We start from the raw sequence: 20,766 nt of genomic DNA, 5'->3' as shown, positions 1-20,766 counted from the left end.
TTCAACCTGAGCAGGGTGATCTGAAAAAAATGAAACAAGCGACCCATTTCTCTGTCCAGCCTGGCTGGCGACTGCTGCTTAGCGACATGGGGCTTAATCCAGATCACTTGCTACGTCTGGCGCAGCTGCCAGCAGATCTGTTTACGCGCAAGGACAGTACGATTACGGCGGCCCAGTATTTCGGTTTGTGGCAAGCGATAGAGACCTTGGCGGGAGTTGCATCACTGCCGCTGTTGGTTGGCGCGACCATCTCGGTCGAGGCATTTGACCCGCCGATTTTCGCGAGTTTGTGCAGCCCCAACCTCAATGTCGCTATGCAACGACTATCCGCATTCAAGAAGCTGGTCGGGCCGATGACGCTGAGCTTGCAGGCCGGGCAGGCAAAGACAGTAATAACACTGGAATGCTATGGCAATGTCGGCCATATTCCCAAGAGCCTGGCGATGACGGAGCTGGTCTTTCTCACGCAACTCGTCCGCCTGGGCACACGCTATCGCGTGATTCCATTGGAGGTGATGCTGCCAGAAGTGCCAGCAAGCATGGACGACTATGCCGCATACTTTGGTCGCCCCACAAAAAAGGGTGCGTCTATACGGCTGACCTTTTCCGCTCAGGATGCAGCCAGACCCTTCCTGACTGCCAATGAAGCGATGTGGCAATACTTCGAACCGGGTTTGCGCAAGCGCCTGTCCACCTTGGATGCAACGGCAAAGATCGCTGAGCGTGTCAGGGCAGTATTGCTGGAGGGATTACCGGCAGGCGAGTATTCGATAGAGGCTGTCGCCGGACATCTGGCCCTCAGCAAGCGCAGCTTGCAGCGGCAACTGCGTGAGGAATTCACCAGTTTCAAGCACATACTCAACGACACGCGCCAGCAACTGGCGCAACATTACCTGAGCAGTGCTTCTGTTTCTCAGGGGGAGATTGCTTACTTATTAGGATTTCAGGAAGTGAATTCCTTTATCAGGGCATTCAAGGACTGGACAGGTCATACTCCCGCCGCTTACCGGCACGACTTGGTCAAAACGACACATTGAGATTGCTGTGCTGCTTGGATTGACAAATCTATCCGGAGAATCGAATGCTTCTTTGGGCCTGACGCCGCCACAATTGCTGAAGTCGGCCCTCATTTCTGACTAAGCATAGACGGGATTTGCTGACTTATCGCCAGTTTGAGCATGCGTATTGCCATTTAATGACGGTGATTCGGAATGGAGTATTGTCATTAAAACACATAACATTTTATGCATGAAGCATAACGTGTTGTCATTAAGAGACAGCTCAAGTCATTGAATGAGGCGCTCTATAGTTCTTGTCGGAAAGATTATTCCCTATCTCAAATTGCTGAAATTAGCTGAAATTGTACATACAAATTTCAGATGATGAAAAAAGCAATAGCATTTGCAGTCCAAAATGGTGCAAGGTCTATAAATGCCCATTTTTTATCCTGTCATTTAGGCTTTTAGCCGCGTGCAAATTCTTGGATATGAATAATTGGCTAAATTAAATATAAATATCGCAGGCCGACGTTATTACACAACAGTTGATCTTGCGTAATTTTATCACCTGCACATTTTTAACAATTTAGCTTGATAGCGAGAAAATTTACGTTTTCGAAACGAAATAAGCGGTCTTGACATCAAAGTTTTCAAATGGTTCCATGACAAGGAGATTTTTTTTCGGAAAATGTAACAGTAATTGAAACAGACAAATGATGAACAAATTGCGACGAATTGCTTTTGATCATTTTCCGGCAGAAAAAATCTAAAAAAGATTTGGCTGCTGTGGGCAAATAGGGGGTTCTGGTTACCAACCGGGATCTTGTCCAGGCGGCCTCGCTCATTAGTTACATTTTTGGGGGTTTAGTCATGGTAGAAAAAATGTTGGCCCGATCCGTACGCCTGATGTTCCTGGGTGGTGTCGCGGTCGGTGCAGGTTTGCTGGCACAACCAGCGATGTCGCAAGACGTACAAAAAGTGGAAATCACAGGTTCCTCGATCAAACGTATAGCACAAGAAGGCGCATTGCCTGTGCAAACCCTGAGTCGTAAAGACATCGAACAAAGTGGCGCCAATAATGTGGCCGACCTCGTCGCTGCCCTCCCTGCCATGCAGGGCTTTATCACTGCATCCACTTCAGTCAACGGTGGTGGTGCTGGTCGCCAGTCTGCCTCTATCCACGCGATTGGTACTGACTACACCCTGGTATTGTTGAACGGCCGTCGTATGGCACCGTATGGCACAGGTAGTGCCGTCAATCTGGGCAGTATCCCTTTGTCTGCAGTTGAACGCGTAGAGATTTTGACTGACGGCGCGTCCACGCTGTATGGTTCAGATGCAATTGCCGGTGTCGTCAACTTCATTCTGAAAAAGAACCAGACAGACCTGAATGTAGAAGCAACCTTGACCAGCCCACAACAAAGCGGTGGCCGTAGCGGTAACTTCTCCATTTCCAAAGGCTTTGGCGATCCTGAAAAAGACGGCTTCAATGTCTTGTTTGCCTACAGCCATGACGAACAAAAACCTCTGGAAGCGGCGCAACGCAGCTTCGCGAATTCCGGTGTCCAGAAGTTCATGAAAGATGGCAAGATGTACGCCACTTGGCAGACCAGTATCAATTCCACGCCAGCCAATGCCGACATTTATGATTCCCTGGGCAACAACGCAACATTCTCGCCTGACCTGGTGAATACCAAAAAATGTAATGGTCCCAATACATTTGAGCGTGGTGGCGTTTGCCGCTATGACTACGCCGCGACAGTACAACTTTTGCCAGAACTCAAGCGTGACAGCTTCTTCGCCTCCGGCAATTTGAAATTGGGCAAAGACACAACCGTGTTTGGTGAATTGGTCATGTCCAATTTTTCCAACAAGGCACGCTATGCTGCGCCAGCCCAGCCGCTGACAACTTTTAGCACCGATCCGGTCTCGGGCCAAAAAGTCATCAATCCGAATTACATCGGTGCGTATAACAAGTCTGTTGTGCCACTGCTGGCAGGACAAGGCATCAATCCTAATGATGTGACTGATGCCTTCTTCTACTATCGCGCCAATGATGCAGGTGGCCGTGCAGATAATTACAAGACTGAAGCCCGCCATTTGGTTCTGGGTGTGGACAGCAATTACCTGGGCTGGGATTTGAGTGCCAGCTATACGCATTCTGAAAATACAGAAAAAGATGACGCTGTATCCGGCTACATGAGCGCCAACCGTTTTGATGCTTTGGTCAAATCTGGTGCTTACAATCCTTACATCGTCAATACTAATGCTTCTGCCATCCTGGCACCTGCGGTATTGCAAGAAAATCTCAGTGTCACCAAATCCAAGATTGACGTGCTGAGTGCTCATGCCTCCAAAGAATTGTTTGACATGAGCGGCGGCAAGGCACAATTGGGTCTCGGTGCAGACACAACCAAGCAGTCTTTCAATGACGCGCCTAGCGAAATGGTGCAAGGACCTGGTCCTCAGCATCCTGCCTGGACTGACGTTATTATCGGTGGCTCTACCGGTTCTCAGGGCCTGGTTGCTTCCCGCAAAAGCTGGGGCACTTTCGGCGAATTGCTGATGCCTGTCATCAAGAACATGGATCTGACAGCAGCCGTACGTTATGACAGCTATGACGCCGTCAAGAAAGACAATGTCAGCTATGACGTCAATGGCAATGCTTCACAACCTGGTACTCAGGGTGTGTCGGTTTCCAAGGCAACTTACAAATTGTCAGCACGTTATCAGCCTATCCAGAGCCTGATGCTGCGCGGCTCTTATGGCACAGGCTTCAAGGCACCAACGCTGAATGATATTTCTGATCCATTGAAAAACGATGGTTCTTCGAATTTCTTCCCTTGCCCTATCACTAAAGCAACTGACCCACGTTTCCCATATTGCCGCGGCACGTCTGAATACGGCCTGTTGAAAAAAGGTAATCCAAGCACAGGTGCAGATGCTTTGAAAGCGGAAGAATCCAAGCAGGCAGCATTTGGCTTCCGCCTCGAACCAACCAGCAACCTGTCCCTGGGTCTGGACTGGTGGGATGTGAAACTGAAAAACCAGATCCAGAAATTGTCTCAGGATTTGATTTTCACTACACCTTCACTGGCTGATCAATACATCTCCCTGTACTACGATCCTATCCAGAAGTCCAAAGTTCTGGTGGCTAACCGTAGCCCTGTGAATCTGGCCAGCTCCCGTTATTCCGGCCTGGACTGGGATGCGACGTTCAAATCAGCAACACCTATCGGTAAGCTGAATGTGAACTGGTCTGGTACTTATATGCTGACGGCAGAAAAAGATGTACCGGGCGCGGCTAAAGAAAGCAGCATAGGCCGTTTTGATTCTTATGACGATGTGACTTTCCGTATCATTTCCAGGCTGGTCGCTTCTCTGAAAGTGTCGGATCAGTACACACATAGCCTGACCATGAATTACCGTTCTGGTTACCATGACAAAGTCGCGACTGCAGATGATGCTTATGTCCGTTCCGTTAACGCTGACGGCAGTGTAGGGGGGTATGTAGATATGAACCGCGATGTCAGCAACTACACAACTTTTGATTACCAGTTGCAAGCCAAGGTCATCAAAAACCTGACTATCACTGGCGGTATCCGCAACCTGTTCAATGTTGATCCTCCATTCACTATCCGCAATACGGGTGGTGGTAATCAGGTTGGTTACGATGGTCGCTATACCGACCCTCTGGGCCGTACCTTCTATGTAACAGCTCAATATAAATATTGATCGTATTGATATTTACAGATGAACAAAAAACCCGGATACGTCCGGGTTTTTTTTCAAAAAATTTTCATATTTAAACAAAACTTGAAAATATATTTTCTTGGCGGTCATATAAGGCAACTGGTTATTTTGGCAAGAGAGTCATTTACCAACAAAACGATATTGCCATGGAGAAATCGGGAAAAACGTGAACAAAATTTAGTCAGCCACAGGAGCTGGCAAGTATAGTTAATCTGCGTAAAAAATAAGCAAATTTCTATTGCTGCATAAATGCAAATAAATTTACCTGGATTTGGTTTTCACAGAGGAGGAATACCAGTAAAAAGCCCTTGCTAGTGGGCAAAATTCGAGTATATTTCTAACTTTGTCGCTTGCTTTTCCCTTGATTGACCATCGTTTTTTCAATAAATGCAGGCTTCGTCAGGTATTTGTAAAAAAAAGTGTCCTGACAGCAATTTTGTTAGCAAATGTAAGCATTCAGAGTAGTATTTCATAACACCCGTGTTCCCATCTTCCTCAACCATTTTTCACACCAGCCAAGCAAATGAATTTATCAAAAATGACAGTAAGTAGGCGTCTGGGACTGGGCTTCGCTCTGGTTTTGACGTTTTTAATTGCCGTGACCCTCGTCGGCATTTCAAGAATGTCGCAGATTCAGGGGCGGCTGGAAAAGATAGTGAATGTCAGCAATGCCGAGACCCGTCTGGCATTGGATATGCGCGCCATCGTCTATGATCGCATGGTGTCGCTGCGCAATCTGACCCTGTTGAATGATGCTGGTGATATGGAGCCGGAGCTGAAAAAGATTGCTGAGCAATCCAAACAGTATGCCGCAGCCGACGAAAAGCTCAGCAAGATAGCAACTGAAGAAGGTAATGTCTCGTCAGAGAAAAAAACCTTGCTCGGCAAATTGAAGGAAACAGAAACCGCCGCCGCCGCCTTACCTGCCAAAGCGCAGGAACTGGGTCTGGCAAACAATGCAGAAGCTGCGACCATCACCCTGATCAAGAAACTGCGCCCGGTACAGAAAAAATGGCTGGATACGCTGGATGAACTCGTCGCGCTGGAAGATAAACTCAATACCCAGACTGCAGAAGAGGCAAGTTCAGCCTTCAAGGCGGCGACCAGCATGATGACGATACTGGGTGTACTGGCAGTGGCTGCAGGTATTTTTGCCGCCTTCTTTATCAGCCGAAGTTTGCTCAGGCAACTCGGTGGCGAGCCAGATTATGCTGCCACTATCGCTGGCCAGATTGCAGCTGGTGACTTGACTGCGCCTATCGATTTGAAGCATGGTGACAATGCCAGTCTGTTGTATGAAATGAAAAACATGCGTGACAGCCTGGTGAATATAGTTGCCCAGGTACGCAATGGTACAGATACGATTGCTACTGCATCGAGCGAAATCGCCAGCGGTAATCTTGACTTGTCTTCCCGTACTGAACAGCAAGCCAGCTCACTGGAAAAAACCACATCGTCGATGAAAGAACTGACGACCACGGTAAAACAAAATGCCGATAATGCGCGTGAAGCCAATCAACTGGCAGCTTCTGCATCTGAAGTGGCGCGCCAGGGTGGTGTAGTGGTTGCCCAGGTGGTTGATACCATGGGTTCCATCAATGAATCGTCGAAAAAAATTGTTGATATCATCAGTGTTATCGACGGCATCGCTTTCCAGACCAATATCCTGGCCTTGAATGCGGCAGTAGAAGCTGCGCGTGCCGGTGAACAAGGCCGTGGTTTTGCCGTGGTTGCGGCTGAAGTGCGTAACCTGGCACAACGAAGTGCTGCTGCTGCCAAAGAGATCAAGACGTTGATCGGTACTTCCGTAGAGAAAGTCGAAATCGGTACCAAGCTGGTAGGCCAGGCTGGTGTCACGATAGACCAGGTGGTCTCCAGCGTAAAACATGTGACCGACATCATTGCCGAAATCAGTGCAGCGAGCCAGGAACAAAGCGTAGGTATTGAACATGTCAACCATGCGATTATCGAAATGGATGGCGTTACCCAACAAAATGCTGCACTGGTGGAACAAGCTGCAGCCGCTGCCCAAAGCCTGCAAGATCAGGCTTCTGAACTGGCGAAAGTGGTCAGCGTCTTCAAACTGCATGCAGGTGAACGCAGCCAGTATAATGCGCCGCCGATGGCACATACGCCAGTACGCCGTGCCGAACCTGTGGCCTCGATCAAAACTAAATCCAGGAGCAGCACCGTCAAATCATTGCCTGCCGCTAAAGCGGCAACTAAGACTGCACCCAAGACAACTCCCAAAAAGGCGGCTTCTGCAAGCGCTGATGAATGGGAAGAATTCTGATATCGCTGGTTTTCAGTGCTGAGGAGATCAATCCATATCACTGAAAGCCGCAATTGTTGAGAATAGTGTCTGGCCTTGAAATCTGTTGGAAGTTTTTTATACTGAATAGAAAATGCATAAGAAGAGTCCTATGAAACCACAAATATCCTTACTCATCTCGTCCTTGTTGTTATGTGCCAGTGCCTCCGTCATGGCCGCAGAAACTTCTCCTGTCATGGACAGCAAGTCATGCGAACCACCCAAGTATCCAAAAGCAGCATTGATGAATGAAGAAACCGGCACTGTTACTATGGGTTTCCTGATTGCGGCAGATGGCAAGGTCGTTGAATCCAAAGTCGAAAAATCCAGCGGCTCCAAGAGCCTGGACAAGGCTGCACTGACTGCATTGAGTCAATGCAAATTCAAGCCAGGTACCAAGGATGGCAAAGCTGACCAATTATGGGCCAAGGTCGATTTTGTCTGGAAGCTTGAGTAATCAGCGTTGGAGTTCAGTATCTTGATTAACTGAACAGCAAACCAGAATATACAAACAGGAAGGGGACACATGATCGTGTCCCCTTCCTGTTTTATGAATCAAGTTTCTGAATTAAGATTCTGAATCAGGCTTATGAGCCTGGATTACGAATCAAAATCTGAGAAGTGCTCGGGCTGACAGATATAGCCCGTTCTACGGTCTTGTAAACGGATGGGGTTTTAATCGGCAAATCTGCTCCTGTTCGTCAGGCCCGCCGTACCTCCCTGGGTAACAGCGCAGCTACCACACCCAGTAGCGGCAGGTAGGCGATGGTCTGATAGACAAAGGCAATGCTGGTACGGTCTGCGAAGATGCCCAGGACCGCAGCACCCAGCCCACCCATGCCGAAAGCAAAACCGAAGAACAGGCCAGACACCATGCCCACCTTGCCCGGCATCAGTTCCTGTGCATACACCAGGATAGCCGAGAATGCGGAAGACAACACCAGCCCGATCACGATGGTCAGCGCGGTTGTCCAGAACAGATTGGCATACGGCAGCATCAGGGCAAACGGTGCCACACCCAGAATGGACACCCAGATAACGGGTTTGCGACCTATGCGGTCTCCAACAGGCCCACCCAGTACCGTACCCAAGGCAGAGGCAAACAGGAAGAAAAAAAGATGTAACTGCGCGTTCTGCACCGTCAGGCCAAAACGTTCCATCAGGTAGAAGGTGTAAAAACTGCTGATGCCTGCAACGTAGAAATACTTTGAAAAAATCAATATCAGCAAAATCGCGATAGCACCCATGACCACCTTGCGGGGGTAAGGTGCGACGTTAACAGGTTTCCTGTTGCCAGCTGAGGCAATGTGGTGTGCTGCATACCAGCGACTCACTTGTAGCAGTAGTCCTATGCCTAGTATGGCGGCCAATCCGAACCATGCCACGCTGCGCTGGCCGAAAGGCACGATAACGATGGCCGCCAGCAGTGGGCCTATCGCCGTGCCCATATTACCGCCGACCTGGAACACCGACTGCGCAAACCCATGCCGCCCGCCCGAGGCCAGCCGTGCAATGCGCGAAGATTCGGGATGGAAGATGGATGATCCTATGCCGACAAAGGCTGCTGCGAGTAGCACGAAGCCAAAGCTGGGGGCAAAGGCCAGCAGTATCAGCCCGATCAATGTTGATGTCATGCCGAACGGCAGTGAATAGGGTTGTGGCCGGCGGTCTGTGAAAACACCCACCAGCGGTTGCAGCAACGAGGCAGTCAGTTGATAGGTCAGGGTGATCAGGCCCACCTGGCTGAAGCTCAGCGAGAACTCCCCCTTCAAGATAGGATACATCGCCAGTATCAGTGATTGCATCATGTCGTTGATCATGTGCGCACTGCTGATGGCACCCAGGATGCCGAAAGCAGGTTTGCTCTTCGCAGGGAGCGTGGTGGGCTGGCCGGTGTCAGATGTTGTTGCGGAAATTGTCATGGAGATGGCTTTCACTTTAGAATGGAATCAGGCCGCCGACAGTAAAACGGGCTATCTGCGCTGCTGCCTTGGTATCGCTATGGCAGAATTATCCCCCGTACTGGATAGCCTGTCTCGCGCCAATCCGCCAACAACCCTTGAGAAAAGGACATGGATACATCTCGCAAGCCCAAGTCCCTGGCTCAAGCGCTTAAAGAAATTGATGAGCTGCCTTCACCTGTCAGTGGCAGGGCTACTGACTATCCAGCCAACTGGCACATTGCGCCGCATCTGCACGCCAGGCATCAACTGATTTATGCGGTACGTGGTGTGATGGTGGTGCAGACGGAAGTCGGTCGCTGGGTGGTGCCGCCTACCCGCGCCATCTGGATGGTGGCTGGCATGACGCATGAGATACGCTGTATAGGAGAAGTGCACATGCGCAGCGTAACAGTAGCGACGGATGCGGCCTCCGGTTCACCCGGCTTTACCCAGGTAGTCGGTATCTCGCCTCTATTGCGCGAGCTGATCCGCGCTGCGATGGAATTAAGTCAGCCCTATCTGCCCTATATACCCGATAGCCGCGATGGCCGTGTCATGCGTCTGATCCTCGACGAAATACGTGTCCTGCCCGTGCTGCCCTTGCACCTGCAAATGCCGTCCGACCCGCGTTTGCTGAGAATTTGCGAGCTGCTTCAGCAGCAACTCGATGATTCCTCTACCATGGCAGACTGGGCGCAACGCCTGGCCGTGGATGTGAAGACCATACAGCGTCTGTTCGTAAAGGAAACCGGCATGACCTTTGGTCAATGGCGGCAACAGGCCCGCTTGCTGCGAGCGCTGGAACTGCTGGCAAGCGGTGAGAAAGTCATCGACATCGCCCTGGCACTGGGCTATGACAGCCCCAGTGCCTTCTCTACGATGTTTCGCAAACAGTTTGACCAGACACCCAGCCAGTTCTTTGCTGAAAACTGACCGGACTCGTCAGTGAGAAAAAGCCAGCGCTTATTTCATCATTGAGCGAGCACTGTTTACACTGCTTATTTAGCGCCTGATTGCAAGCCGCGGCGTATTAGCAATGGTTCTATCTTTGGTTCGCGTCCACGGAAATTACGGAAAGACTCGAGCGGGTCCATGCTGCCACCCTTGGACAATAATTGCTGACGGAACCAGTCACCATTCTTGCGGTTCAAACCGCCGTTTTCCTTGAACCATTCCACTGTCTCGGCATCCAGCACTTCACTCCACAGATAAGCGTAGTAACCGGCTGAATAGCCGCCACCAAAGATGTGCGAGAAATACGTGCTGCGGTAACGCGGCGGCACGGGTGCAAAATCGACACCTGCCTGTTTCAATGCGTCAGCTTCAAAGGCCAGCGCATCTTTTGGTATCTGCGCAGGTGTCAATTGATGCCAGCGCTGATCCAGCAGCGATGCTGCCAGGTATTCTGTCGTCGCAAAACCCTGATTGAATTTATTGGCTGCGGTGATTTTATCCACCAGAGTCTGTGGTATCACTTCGCCATTTTGATAATGTCTGGCATAGTTTTTCAATACCTCAGGCCAGGTTGCCCACATCTCGTTAACCTGGGACGGATATTCGACAAAGTCACGCGGTACATTGGTGCCAGAAAAACGCGGGTACTTCACATTCGAGAACAAGCCGTGCAATGCATGGCCAAATTCATGGAAAGCCGTGCGCACTTCATCAAAGGTCAGCAGGGTAGGCTGGCCTGCTGGCGGCTGCGGGATATTGAGATGGTTGGCAAGCACGGGGTGAGTGCCAAACAGGCTGGACTGCTCTACATAGGCATTCATCCAGGCACCGCCGCGCTTGGTGTCGCGCGCATACATGTCGGCGATGAACAAGGCCATGCTCTTGCCATCGGCATCAAATATTTCATACACCTTGACGCTGGGGTGATACACCGGCAAATCAGTGCGCTCTTTGAAAGTGATGCCATACAGTTTGGTGGCTGCAAAGAAGACACCGTTTTCCAGCACATTCTTCAATTCAAAGTAAGGTCGCAACTGGCTGTCGTCAAAACTGTATTTTGCCTTGCGTAATTGCTCGGTATAAAACGCCCAGTCCCAAGCCGCCAGCTTGAAATTACCTTGCTGTGCATCGATGATTTTTTGCAGCTCTGCGCCTTCGGCTTTGGCGTTATTCACTGCAGCCGGTGCCAGCTCGCCCAGCATTTTGTTGACTGCGGTGGTGGTTTTGGCGGTTTCATCTTCCAGGCCATAGGCGGCATGGTTGGCATAACCGAGCAGGGTCGCACGTTCAGCACGCAGGCGTGCCAGATCGATGGCTACCTGGCGGTTGTCAAACTCACCGCCATGGCTGCCACGGTTCACCGAGGCTTCATGCAGACGCTGGCGCAGGGCGCGGTTTGCCAGGCTGGCCTCGAATGGCTGGCCGGTGGTATTCATGAGCGGGATGACGAATTTATCTTTCAGGCCGCGCGTCTTGGCAGCTTCAGCTGCGCTGGCGATTTCTTCTTCCGACAAACCTTGCAGTTCAGTTTTGCTATCAACGATGATGGCCGAGGCATTGGTTTCTTTGAGCACATTCTGGCTGAACTTGGTCGCCAGGCTGGCCAGTTGGGCATTCAGGCTTTTCAATTTTTGCTTGTCTTTGTCGCCCAGCTTGGCACCGGCGCGTACGAAGTCTGTGTAATAGCGTTCCAGCAAGCGTCCGGATTCTGCATCCAGGTTCAATGCCTGGCGTGCTTCATATAATTTACTGATGCGCTGGAACAGGCGCGCATTCAGGAAAATCTGGTCCTGGTGGGCGGCGAGTTTGGGTGCCAGGTCGCGTGACAGGGCTTCCAGCGCAGGATTGGTATTCGCACCAGTCAGGCTGAAAAAGACAATGGAAACCCGGTTCAGCATCTGGCCCGCACGTTCCATGGCGACTATGGTATTGTCAAAAGTAGGGACGGCATGGCTGCCTGCGATGAGGGCGATTTCGGCAGCATGCTGGCGCATGCCCTCGGCGAAGGCCGGGCCGTAGTGCTCATTCTTGATCTGGTCAAAAGCCGGATAGTGGTAAGGCAGTTTACTGGCACTGGCAAAGGGATTGCTCGCCAGTTTACCAGCGGTCTTTTTTGGCGTGACGCTGGCAGAATCAGCTGGCGCGGCTGTGACATAAGTGGCAGGCGTGGCCAGCGCAGTACCCAGCAAAATGAGCAGTAGATGTTTGTTCATGTAGTTTTACCAAAATCTTTGATCAAAAGGAAGCACAGTGTAGCAGACCGTAAAGCTAATATATCGTTCAATCGGGGCAAAAAAATAGCGCCCTGAGGCGCTAAAAAGTGCGTAGCAAAAATGGGCCTTCAACACATGACGAAACGATTCGCCAGGTCAAGCACAAAAGACGGGCGTAGATAGGCGATAAACACCAGAGCCAGCACCACAGCGATGATGCTGCCCCACAGTAGCCGCAATAATCTGCGTGATAATTGTTTAGTCATGCGTTATTCGACTTTGTTCAGGCCGCAGCTTCACTCGCGCGGACTATCGGTTTTTCACTGATAGGCAAATTCACCAGCGCCGCAAAGATACCCAGGCCCAGGACGATGCCCCATACCATGTTGTAGCTGCCTGTCTTGGTGTAGATATAGCCACCCAGCCAGACACCGATAAAGCTGCCGACCTGATGCGAGAAAAACACAAAGCCAGACAGCATCGACAAATACTTGACGCCAAAAATCCCGGCAATGACGCCATTCGTCAGTGGCACGGTAGACAACCATAACAAGCCCAATGCTGCGGCAAACAGGTACACAGAATACGGCGACAGCGGTGCCAGCAAGAACAGGGCAATGACCAGGCTGCGCGCCAGATAGATACCCGACAACAGATAAGGTTTGGGGAACATGCCGCCGAGCTTGCCTGCATAGTAAGAACCAAAGATATTGAACAGACCGATCAGAGCCAGCGCATACACTGCCACACTAGGGTCCATGACACCCTTGTCTTTCAAATAAGCAGGCATGTGTACGCCGATGAAAACCAGCTGGAAACCGCAGACAAAATAGCCTGCCACCAGTAATAAAAACGGTTTATAGGCAAAGGCCTCGCGTATCGCTTCAGTGATACTTTGTTGCGGGCCTGTGACTTGTTGCAGTGCTGGTTCACGTAGCTTCATCGCCATTGGCACCATCAGCAATACAACCAGGGCAGCCAGTACATAGAAGGCATTTTGCCAGCCTGCGCGGTCGATCAATTGCTGTTCTATCGGCATCATGACAAACTGACCAAAGGAGCCTGCGGCAGAAGATATGCCAAAAGCCCAGGAGCGTTTTTCCAGCGGTGCCGTGCGGCCTATGATGCCGCTGACCGCACCAAAGGATGTACAAGCGAGTGCACCACCTATCAGTACCCCGGTGCCTGCAATGAACAGCACAGGCTGGTCTATCAGCGCCATCCATATCAAACCGGCAGCATACAAAAATGCGCCCAGCACCATCATCCTGGTGGTGCCGACCTTGTCTATCACCATGCCAGCCAGTGGGCCAAAGACACCCCACATCAGGTTTTGCATGGCCATCGCCATGGAAAAGGTTTCCCTGGTCCAGCCGTGTTGTTGTGAGATAGGTTGCATCCAGAAGCCAAAGCCATGCCTGACGCCCATGGACAAGGTGATAACGATACCGCTGGCAAGCAGCACGGTTTTCAGGTCGGGAGCGCGTTGTGTAGTCATGATTTTCACTTATAAGCAAACTCGGTAAGTGTATGCCAATCCTGAAAATCATGTGGACTGCTCAAAACACCATGACGGTATGGTGTCTAGTAGCAGCCGGGTTTGCCCGCGCAGTCTCAGGGATTGAGTGGTAGGTCCATGGTAAACCGCGTCCCTGTGCCTGGTGCGCTATCAACGGTGATGTTGCCATGCATGATGGTGGTTACCAGGTTATGGACGATGCTTAGTCCCAGCCCACTGCCACCCTGGCCCAGCTTGGTGGTGAAGAAGGGGTCAAAAATCCTGCGTAGATCCTGTGCCTCTATGCCTTTGCCATTGTCGCTAAAAATGATTTGCACCTGATGGTCTGGCGTCTTGTGCGCGCGCAACAACATCTTGCCATTCTCACGGTTTTCAAATGCGTGCAGCAGGGCGTTGTTGATAAAATTGGTCAACACCTGTCCATAAGGACCAGGAAAGCTGTTCAGCTCTATATCATCGGGAATATCAATTTCCAGCGTATGCCCATGCTTATGAATGAGATTGTGCAGAGTACGTATGACCTCAAGCGTAGTCTTGCGCAAGTTAAACTGGCGGCGCTTCTGGCTGGTCTGGTCTACCGATACTTGTTTGAAACTGCTGACCAGGTCACTGGCACTCATCAGATTACGCAGCAATAATTCATTGGCATTATTGATGGTTGCCGTAAATTGGTTCAGGTCAGAACGCTTGATACTGTTATCTGTCAGCTTGCGTAAAAAGATGAGGGATTGTTCTTGCAAGGTGGTCGCGGTCAGCAGGCTGTTGCCGATAGGCGTGTTCAATTCATGGGCAATACCCGCCACCAGCGAACCCAGCGCTGCCAGCTTTTCTTGCGATACCAGTATTTGCTGGGCTTTTAATAACTGTTGGTAAGTCTCGGCATTTTCCACCGCGATGGCAGTGTAAGCGGCCAGCATCATGGCAATATCCAGATGCATGCGCTGGAAGGCATTTTTTTGCGTACTCTGGATGGCGATCAAGCCTATGGTGCGGCCTTTGATCATCAGCGGTACATAGATGTGAGAAACCGGGATGATCTTTTCCAGACCAGCAAAATAAGCGCTGTCCACAGTCAGTTTGTTCAAACCTGCTTCGCTGATGTAAGACTGGTATTCGGTATAAATGTCGCTGATAAAGATGGGCCGCTGATGGGAGACACACCAGGCCGATAATAAATCCTGGTCTTTGATATCGCGTATATACGGCAGCATGCGCTGGCCACGCAAGAGATTGCAGGGGAATTCTATGGTCTCCTGCTCTGGCCGGTACAGGCCTACCGCAAACACTTCTGCCCCCATCAAGTCATGTACATGACGGTAGACGATTTCCATGATGGTGTCACGGTCCAGGCTGGACGTAATTTCCCTGCCGATCTCGCTGAGCTGGTTGATATGCTTGTGCGCGTGCTGCAATTGTTCTGTCTGTGACTGCAGGCTGGCGGTACGCTCCAGCACCCTGGCTTCAAGTTGCTTCTGGATTTGTGCATGTTCAGCATGGCTGAGCACTTGCTGTATCAGATTGCCCAGATTACGGCCAAACAGCACATCTTCGCGTGACCAGTTCCTGACGCCGCTGGTATGCGCAAAACAAATCAGCCCCACACTCTTGCCGTGCAGGCGCAATGGGATTTCAAGCGCCGAATGCAATTGCTCTTGCCCCAGCAAGGCCTTCATTTCTGTCGCCACTACGTGCAGGCGCATATCATGCCCTACTAGTGGTACCTCATCCTGTCGCAACATATGCATCAGCAGCGGCAGGTTCTGGCAGGGCATTTCTGCCTTGACCTGAACATGATTGCTGCCCGCCCTGGCATGGCAATGTAAGCCTACTTCGTTGGCATCAATTAAAAACACTGCTGCCAGTTCGGTATTCAAGATGGCCAGGGCAGTGTCTGCAATCAATTGCAGTACTTCGCCCGGCAGGCCTTCTTCCAGCACGCGCTTGGATGACAGTTCCAACAGGGTTTCTACCGGTGACTTGTGCGACAGATCATAAGCACGCAATTCATGCAGCTTGTTCATCGTCCCCAGTTCGCTGAGCTCACTGGTGGTTTGCTGATGCAGGCGGGCAAAGTGCAGAGCTTGCTGCCAGTTGCCCTGTTGCTCATGGATTTCTGACAGCGCCGCCAGGCTGCGTACTTTTTGTCGCCGTGAAGCGACTTTCTCTGAATACGTCAGCGCCTGGCCATAGGCATCGAGTGCGTCGGTGAAGTGCCCGGCTGCGCGTAGTATGTCGGCCAGCGAATCCAGCACTGCGCCTTTCAACCAGACATAGTTACAGGCATCCGCCAGATCCAGGGCTTTGCGTATATGGGTTTCAGCAATTTCAAGTTGCCCATTCCTGCTGGCGACCAGACCCAGATACCAGTAAGTCTCTGCCAGGTATTCATGGATGGCATGTTGTTCAGCCAATACCTTGGCCTTGAGAAAGCAATTTTCCGCTACCTGCAATTCACCGGTATGAAGTTCATTGACGCCGAGGTTGATGATTTGCTTGCACAGCAAATAAGGTTCATTCAGTTGTTCCAGCAAGATGCCAGCATCGGTATGAAAGTGTGCCGCAGTCTTGCCATCGCCGAGGGCATCATAAATCTGCCCCAGACCTATATGGGCTTCTACCAGCGTCACCTGGTCACGGTTGAATTTGCTCAGGTCTACGCAGCGCGTCCAGTACATCAGTGCATCGCGGTAAGCGCCCTGGGTATAACAGATACGGCCTAGTGCCAGTAGCATCAGACCGGCGGGGCGTGTCAGTCGCTGTTGCTCGGCAATGTGCAAGCCCTGTTCCAGTTCGTTTTGCATGGAATGCGCCTGCCCCAGTCTTTCCAGGATCAGATAGCGCTGGTAACAGGCGTCAAGTTGCAGGCCAACTTGCCCGGCCGCAACCGCTTGCAGGCTCAATTGCCCGAGTAAACAAGTCGCCAGCCGCGGATGCCTGCGCGCGGTCTTGACGATGCGATGCAAATTGCGATTCAAATTCAGCGCCTGGCGCATGGTTCCCGATTTGTTTGTCCGAAAATGGCTAGAAGAGTGACTGGCACTCGCGTATAACGATTCCTGAAGATAGTAATGCAGATTGTTAAGCCGGTACATAATTTTAACTGTCCCGGATTTGATTCACGATAAGAAAGTGGCGGCTATGGAACAGCAGATAACAACGATGACAAGCAAGCATCAACCGGCAGCGCTGCCAGATGCCACCAAGCTGATGCTGACCGAATCCAGCGATGGTCTGACGCAAAAGCAATGTTATTACCGCGCCCTGGCCGCCAAGGACAGCCGTTTCGACGGTGTCTTTTTTACGGGTGTCAAAACCACGGGTGTGTATTGTCGACCGGTGTGTGGCGTCAAGACGCCGCGCGAATCGTCGTGCGAGTTTTTCAGCAGCGCTGCCGCAGCAGAGGCCGCCGGTTTTCGCCCCTGCCTGCGTTGCCGCCCCGAACTGGCTCCGTATGCCATACAGCAAAATCTGGCGCATGCGATCTGGCAAAGAATCGCTGACGGTGCCCTGAATGAAACCGATATAGAAAGCTTCTCTGAACAGGTTGGCCTGTCTTCACGCCAACTGCGCCGTGTCATGCTGCAAGAGTTTGGTGTGACACCGGTAGAGCTGGCCCAGACCCAGCGTTTGCTATTTGCAAAAAAACTACTGCAAGAGACTCAGCTAGGCATGGCAGAGATTGCTTTTGCTGCCGGTTTTGGTAGTGTCAGGCGCTTTAATGCCCTGTTTTCAGAACGTTACCAGATGGCACCAGGATCAATACGCCGTGCTGCAGACAGCGCAGGCGAAGGTGTCAGCCTGAAGCTGGCGTACCGCCCTCCTTATGCCTGGGGCGCAGTGATTGCTTACCTTGCCGGGCGTGCCATGCCAGGCCTAGAAGCCGTCATCGATGAAAAAGGTGGCAAAGCCTATGTGCGCAGCGTGCAGATGGATGGTCTGGAAGGCTGGCTCAAAGTCGCCCATCTACCCGCCAAACAGCAACTCAGCCTGCAAGTCTCACCTTCCTTGGCACCCGTGCTCATGCCCTTGATGGCCAGGGTCAGGCAGCAATTTGACCTGGAAGCCAACCCGGCTATCATCCAAAGTCATTTGCAGAGTGATGCCTTGCTGGCTGGGCAAATCCTGCGCACGCCCGGCATGCGTGTGCCAGGTGCCTTCAACAGTTTTGAGCTGGCCATCCGTGCCGTGCTGGGCCAGCAAGTCAGTGTGGCCGGTGCTACTACCGTGGCGGGCCGTCTGGTGATCCGCTTTGGTCAGCCAGTGCTTACCCCGTTTGCGGCTGTCACTCACCATTTCCCCAGCCCGCAAACTATTGTTGGCCTGTCGATAGATCAATTGGCGGGCATAGGCATACCCGGTGCCCGTGCTGCCACACTGCAAAACATCGCCCAGTTTGCACTGGATGGTGGCTTGCAAAGGCAGTTGGCGGCCAGCTCGGACGAGATGGTAGCCAGGCTCAAGACCGTCAAAGGCATAGGTGAGTGGACCGCACAATATATTGCCATGCGCGCCCTGCGTTTTTCGGATGCCTTTCCGGCAGGTGACCTGGGTTTGCAAAGAGCTGCCGCATTGCTGACAACCCCGGCGACCCCGGCAAGCGAGCGTCTGACTGAAAAACAATTACTGGCTGTCGCCCAGCCCTGGGCACCGTGGCGCGCTTATGCCGCTTTATTGCTGTGGCAATCATTAAGTAAAGTGTAAAAAAGACTAAATAAGGAATGAGGGAAATATCATGAAATACCTGAACTACAACAGCCCGGTAGGGCAATTACTGTTAGCCGCCAGTGAGCGTGGTCTCAGCGGCGTGTATTTTGAACACCATAAACACTTCAAAGGCAGCGCAGGCTGGCAAGAAGATGAGTCTGATCCCATCCTGAACCAGGCACGCCAGCAACTGCAGGAATACTTCGCCGGGCAGCGCCAGGATTTTGATTTGCCGCTGGACTTATCGGCAGGCACTGACTTCCAGCAAGAAGTATGGGCGGCACTGCGCCGCATCCCGTTTGCCCAGACTAGCAGCTATCTGGCTCTCGCACAGGGTATAGCCAGGCCCAAGGCAGTGCGCGCAGTAGGGGCGGCGAATGGGCGTAATCCTCTATCCATCATCGTTCCTTGCCACAGGGTCATCGCCAGCAATGGCGCACTGACTGGGTATGCAGGCGGTTTGCAGAATAAGGAGGCCTTGCTGATGCTGGAAAGAAAATTTTCTAAATAGCAAGCTTGGTACATCATGGCTATGCCAGACATGTGCTTAAAGAACAGGCAGAGCAGGTAATTTCAGGAAAAGCAGATAGATATCTGAAAATATCATTTAGCTAATTTTGGTGCGATGCACAAAAAGTACTTGACGTTTTAAATTCTACGTGTAGAATCGTATTTGTTGCGGTGCACCATTCAATCATTCGTGGAAAGCGCTGCCGATCATTAACGCTATTAAAGCCAATTAATTCCATCTACCGGAGAATGCCATGACTACCAATACACCAGAACAATTTATCGCTACGACTAAAGCTAACCTGGAAGCCCAATTTGCTTCCCTGACTTCCCTGAACAAAAAAGCATTTGAAGGTCTGGAGCAGTTGTTTGCCCTGAACGTCAATGCTGCCAAGGCAAGTTTTGAAGAAGGTACTGCTGCTGCCAAACAATTGATGGGCGCCAAAGACCCACAAGAATTTTTCGCTTTGTCTGCAGCGCAAGCTCAGCCAAATGCTGAAAAAGCCCTGGCTTATGGCCGTCATCTGGCAACTATCACAACAGCAACCCAGCAAGAATTCACTAAAGCAGTTGAAGCGCACATCGCTGAAACAAACACTAAAGTGATTTCCCTGATCGACGAAGTAACTAAAAATGCACCAGCTGGTTCCGAGCAAGCTGTTACAGCCTTGAAATCTGTTGTTGGCAACATCAACGCAGGTTACGAGCAACTGTCCAAAACAACCAAGCAAGCTGTGCAAACACTGGAAGAAAACCTGACCAAGGCTACCCAGCAGTTCACACAAGCGGCTGAAAAAGCAACTGCTAAAAAGAAGTAATTTAGCAATTGCAGATTCAGACTCAATGTAAATTGAGTTGCAGTAAAAAAATCCCCTGATGTTCGCATGAGGGGATTTTTTCATATGAAGTTAAAAAGTAAGCGTCTTTCAAGAATCATCTGTCATAGTTGCGGTGGCTCCTACTTCATTGAGGCTTGAGGTAAGAAGCCTGTTTGTGCTTGATGTTCACATCATCTCGCAACATGCAACTTGCATTGCATCGTTCATGGTTACTCTAATCATGTGGTCAATGTGAAGGCCAGAAGTATCAATCCATAAATAGATTGCACCGCGATTGAAATTGACGGACACATAACTGAGGTGGTTTTCCAGAAAGCCCTCGTCCGCCTCAACCCAGTCTTTGCCAAGGACAGAATCCCACACGTCATCCCAGATAAGGTCGTACTCCTGAATTTCGTATTCCAGCGTGAGCTTGAAACCCCGATGGTTTACGTTCATCCATGTCAGGAAGGCTTTCATTCGTTTTAGACCCACCTCGAACCCATCCGCAGATATCGAAATTTTTCCCAACCTCATATAAGGTATGTCGATCTCGGTCTCGTAATTCTCAGTCGTATCATTGAGAGTCATCACGCCAAATTCATCAGTTGTCACTTTATGTTTGAACATAGTAGATTCTTACCTTGGCGCTAAGTTTGAGCCGGTGGCTTGTTGAGCAAGTAAATCAAATACAGCAGCACGCAAGCACCATCAAAAAAAGCGGCAGTATGCAGACCCTGCAAGGCTGGCTCACTCCAGTTAATCGCCAGCATCACCACAAGGCCCAGTTTTTCTACTGCCGCTGCCAATAAAATCGCCCTTCTTGCCTGGGTTTGTTTAACCGCATAGATAATCAGTGCACCCACCACAAAAGCCATCAAACCCCAGTGCCGCGCAAAGAACAGGCCAGTCACATCACCGACCTGCATGCCTGATGCCTGCAGGAACAAAGTGGGCGCGATAAACTGCAGGCCCCCCAGCATGGTCACAGTGCCGCTGACATACAGGATCTTGCGTATTATTTTTTCTTGCATGGTCTCCCT

At 51.0% G+C, this 20,766-nt stretch carries 15 protein-coding genes; 8 read left to right on the top strand and 7 right to left on the bottom strand.

Annotated features, from left to right (window positions below):
• Positions 1–29: 29 nt before the first annotated feature.
• The 4 genes from ACO0LG_RS05865 to ACO0LG_RS05850 all read left to right on the top strand — a co-directional run bounded on the left by ACO0LG_RS05865 (position 30) and on the right by ACO0LG_RS05850 (position 7,519).
• Positions 30–1,037 carry an AraC family transcriptional regulator ligand-binding domain-containing protein gene (locus ACO0LG_RS05865; RefSeq protein ID WP_423024241.1) on the top strand — a complete coding sequence of 336 codons (1,008 nt, stop codon included), beginning with the start codon at positions 30–32 and terminating at the stop codon, positions 1,035–1,037.
• An 843-nt stretch (positions 1,038–1,880) separates the two neighbouring features.
• A complete protein-coding gene (locus ACO0LG_RS05860) occupies positions 1,881–4,733 on the top strand; it encodes a TonB-dependent receptor domain-containing protein (protein WP_423024239.1) in 2,853 nt (950 codons plus the stop codon).
• Positions 4,734–5,289: 556 nt separating this feature from the next.
• Positions 5,290–7,044: a methyl-accepting chemotaxis protein gene (locus ACO0LG_RS05855; protein WP_423024237.1), complete on the top strand. Its 1,755-nt coding sequence runs from the start codon at positions 5,290–5,292 to the stop codon at positions 7,042–7,044.
• 190 nt (positions 7,045–7,234) lie between these two features.
• The gene (locus ACO0LG_RS05850) at positions 7,235–7,519 is read left to right on the top strand and encodes an energy transducer TonB (RefSeq protein WP_422952604.1); all 285 of its coding nucleotides are present in this window, start codon (positions 7,235–7,237) and stop codon (positions 7,517–7,519) included.
• Between the two features lie 244 nt (positions 7,520–7,763).
• On the opposite strand, the gene ACO0LG_RS05845 is transcribed toward ACO0LG_RS05850, so the two are convergent.
• A complete protein-coding gene (locus ACO0LG_RS05845; RefSeq protein WP_423024235.1) occupies positions 7,764–8,984 on the bottom strand; it encodes an MFS transporter in 1,221 nt (406 codons plus the stop codon).
• 150 nt (positions 8,985–9,134) lie between these two features.
• Here ACO0LG_RS05845 and ACO0LG_RS05840 point away from each other — a divergent pair, with 150 nt between their 5' ends.
• Positions 9,135–9,938: an AraC family transcriptional regulator gene (locus ACO0LG_RS05840; protein WP_423024233.1), complete on the top strand. Its 804-nt coding sequence runs from the start codon at positions 9,135–9,137 to the stop codon at positions 9,936–9,938.
• 65 nt (positions 9,939–10,003) lie between these two features.
• Here ACO0LG_RS05840 and ACO0LG_RS05835 read toward each other — a convergent pair whose 3' ends face one another.
• The 4 genes from ACO0LG_RS05835 to ACO0LG_RS05820 all read right to left on the bottom strand — a co-directional run bounded on the left by ACO0LG_RS05835 (position 10,004) and on the right by ACO0LG_RS05820 (position 16,684).
• Positions 10,004–12,172 carry a M3 family metallopeptidase gene (locus tag ACO0LG_RS05835; protein ID WP_423024231.1) on the bottom strand — a complete coding sequence of 723 codons (2,169 nt, stop codon included), beginning with the start codon at positions 12,170–12,172 and terminating at the stop codon, positions 10,004–10,006.
• Positions 12,173–12,300: 128 nt separating this feature from the next.
• A complete protein-coding gene (locus tag ACO0LG_RS05830) occupies positions 12,301–12,438 on the bottom strand; it encodes a hypothetical protein (protein WP_423024229.1) in 138 nt (45 codons plus the stop codon).
• 17 nt (positions 12,439–12,455) lie between these two features.
• Positions 12,456–13,670 carry an MFS transporter gene (locus ACO0LG_RS05825; RefSeq protein WP_423024227.1) on the bottom strand — a complete coding sequence of 405 codons (1,215 nt, stop codon included), beginning with the start codon at positions 13,668–13,670 and terminating at the stop codon, positions 12,456–12,458.
• Between the two features lie 116 nt (positions 13,671–13,786).
• On the bottom strand, positions 13,787–16,684 hold the full coding sequence (locus ACO0LG_RS05820; RefSeq protein WP_423024225.1) for an ATP-binding protein: 2,898 nt from the start codon (positions 16,682–16,684) through the stop codon (positions 13,787–13,789).
• A 166-nt stretch (positions 16,685–16,850) separates the two neighbouring features.
• Between ACO0LG_RS05820 and ACO0LG_RS05815 the strand changes: the two genes are divergently transcribed.
• From ACO0LG_RS05815 to ACO0LG_RS05805, 3 genes are all read left to right on the top strand, one after another.
• On the top strand, positions 16,851–18,392 hold the full coding sequence (locus tag ACO0LG_RS05815) for a DNA-3-methyladenine glycosylase 2 family protein (RefSeq protein ID WP_423024223.1): 1,542 nt from the start codon (positions 16,851–16,853) through the stop codon (positions 18,390–18,392).
• A gap of 31 nt (positions 18,393–18,423) precedes the next feature.
• A complete protein-coding gene (locus tag ACO0LG_RS05810; protein WP_423024221.1) occupies positions 18,424–18,906 on the top strand; it encodes a methylated-DNA--[protein]-cysteine S-methyltransferase in 483 nt (160 codons plus the stop codon).
• 253 nt (positions 18,907–19,159) lie between these two features.
• The gene (locus ACO0LG_RS05805; protein WP_423024219.1) at positions 19,160–19,723 is read left to right on the top strand and encodes a phasin family protein; all 564 of its coding nucleotides are present in this window, start codon (positions 19,160–19,162) and stop codon (positions 19,721–19,723) included.
• Between the two features lie 186 nt (positions 19,724–19,909).
• Here the strand turns inward: ACO0LG_RS05805 and ACO0LG_RS05800 are convergent, their stop codons facing one another.
• Together ACO0LG_RS05800 and ACO0LG_RS05795 are read right to left on the bottom strand one after the other, a co-directional pair.
• Positions 19,910–20,353, bottom strand: a complete 444-nt coding sequence (locus ACO0LG_RS05800) for a hypothetical protein (protein WP_423024217.1) — start codon at positions 20,351–20,353, stop codon at positions 19,910–19,912.
• A gap of 20 nt (positions 20,354–20,373) precedes the next feature.
• Positions 20,374–20,757: a hypothetical protein gene (locus ACO0LG_RS05795; protein WP_423024215.1), complete on the bottom strand. Its 384-nt coding sequence runs from the start codon at positions 20,755–20,757 to the stop codon at positions 20,374–20,376.
• Positions 20,758–20,766: the final 9 nt, after the last annotated feature.

This window comes from Undibacterium sp. Ji42W, from assembly GCF_049340405.1.
GTDB lineage: Bacteria > Pseudomonadota > Gammaproteobacteria > Burkholderiales > Burkholderiaceae_D > Undibacterium.
This window is presented reverse-complemented; position numbering and strand designations above follow the sequence as displayed.

Coding starts and splice junctions, on each gene's coding strand:
- ACO0LG_RS05865 (WP_423024241.1), top strand. CDS start 30: ATGAAACAAGCGACCCATTTCTCTGTCCAGCCTGGCTGGCGACTGCTG.
- ACO0LG_RS05860 (WP_423024239.1), top strand. CDS start 1,881: ATGTTGGCCCGATCCGTACGCCTGATGTTCCTGGGTGGTGTCGCGGTC.
- ACO0LG_RS05855 (WP_423024237.1), top strand. CDS start 5,290: ATGACAGTAAGTAGGCGTCTGGGACTGGGCTTCGCTCTGGTTTTGACG.
- ACO0LG_RS05850 (WP_422952604.1), top strand. CDS start 7,235: ATGGCCGCAGAAACTTCTCCTGTCATGGACAGCAAGTCATGCGAACCA.
- ACO0LG_RS05845 (WP_423024235.1), bottom strand. CDS start 8,984: ATGACAATTTCCGCAACAACATCTGACACCGGCCAGCCCACCACGCTC.
- ACO0LG_RS05840 (WP_423024233.1), top strand. CDS start 9,135: ATGGATACATCTCGCAAGCCCAAGTCCCTGGCTCAAGCGCTTAAAGAA.
- ACO0LG_RS05835 (WP_423024231.1), bottom strand. CDS start 12,172: ATGAACAAACATCTACTGCTCATTTTGCTGGGTACTGCGCTGGCCACG.
- ACO0LG_RS05830 (WP_423024229.1), bottom strand. CDS start 12,438: ATGACTAAACAATTATCACGCAGATTATTGCGGCTACTGTGGGGCAGC.
- ACO0LG_RS05825 (WP_423024227.1), bottom strand. CDS start 13,670: ATGACTACACAACGCGCTCCCGACCTGAAAACCGTGCTGCTTGCCAGC.
- ACO0LG_RS05820 (WP_423024225.1), bottom strand. CDS start 16,684: ATGCGCCAGGCGCTGAATTTGAATCGCAATTTGCATCGCATCGTCAAG.
- ACO0LG_RS05815 (WP_423024223.1), top strand. CDS start 16,851: ATGACAAGCAAGCATCAACCGGCAGCGCTGCCAGATGCCACCAAGCTG.
- ACO0LG_RS05810 (WP_423024221.1), top strand. CDS start 18,424: ATGAAATACCTGAACTACAACAGCCCGGTAGGGCAATTACTGTTAGCC.
- ACO0LG_RS05805 (WP_423024219.1), top strand. CDS start 19,160: ATGACTACCAATACACCAGAACAATTTATCGCTACGACTAAAGCTAAC.
- ACO0LG_RS05800 (WP_423024217.1), bottom strand. CDS start 20,353: ATGTTCAAACATAAAGTGACAACTGATGAATTTGGCGTGATGACTCTC.
- ACO0LG_RS05795 (WP_423024215.1), bottom strand. CDS start 20,757: ATGCAAGAAAAAATAATACGCAAGATCCTGTATGTCAGCGGCACTGTG.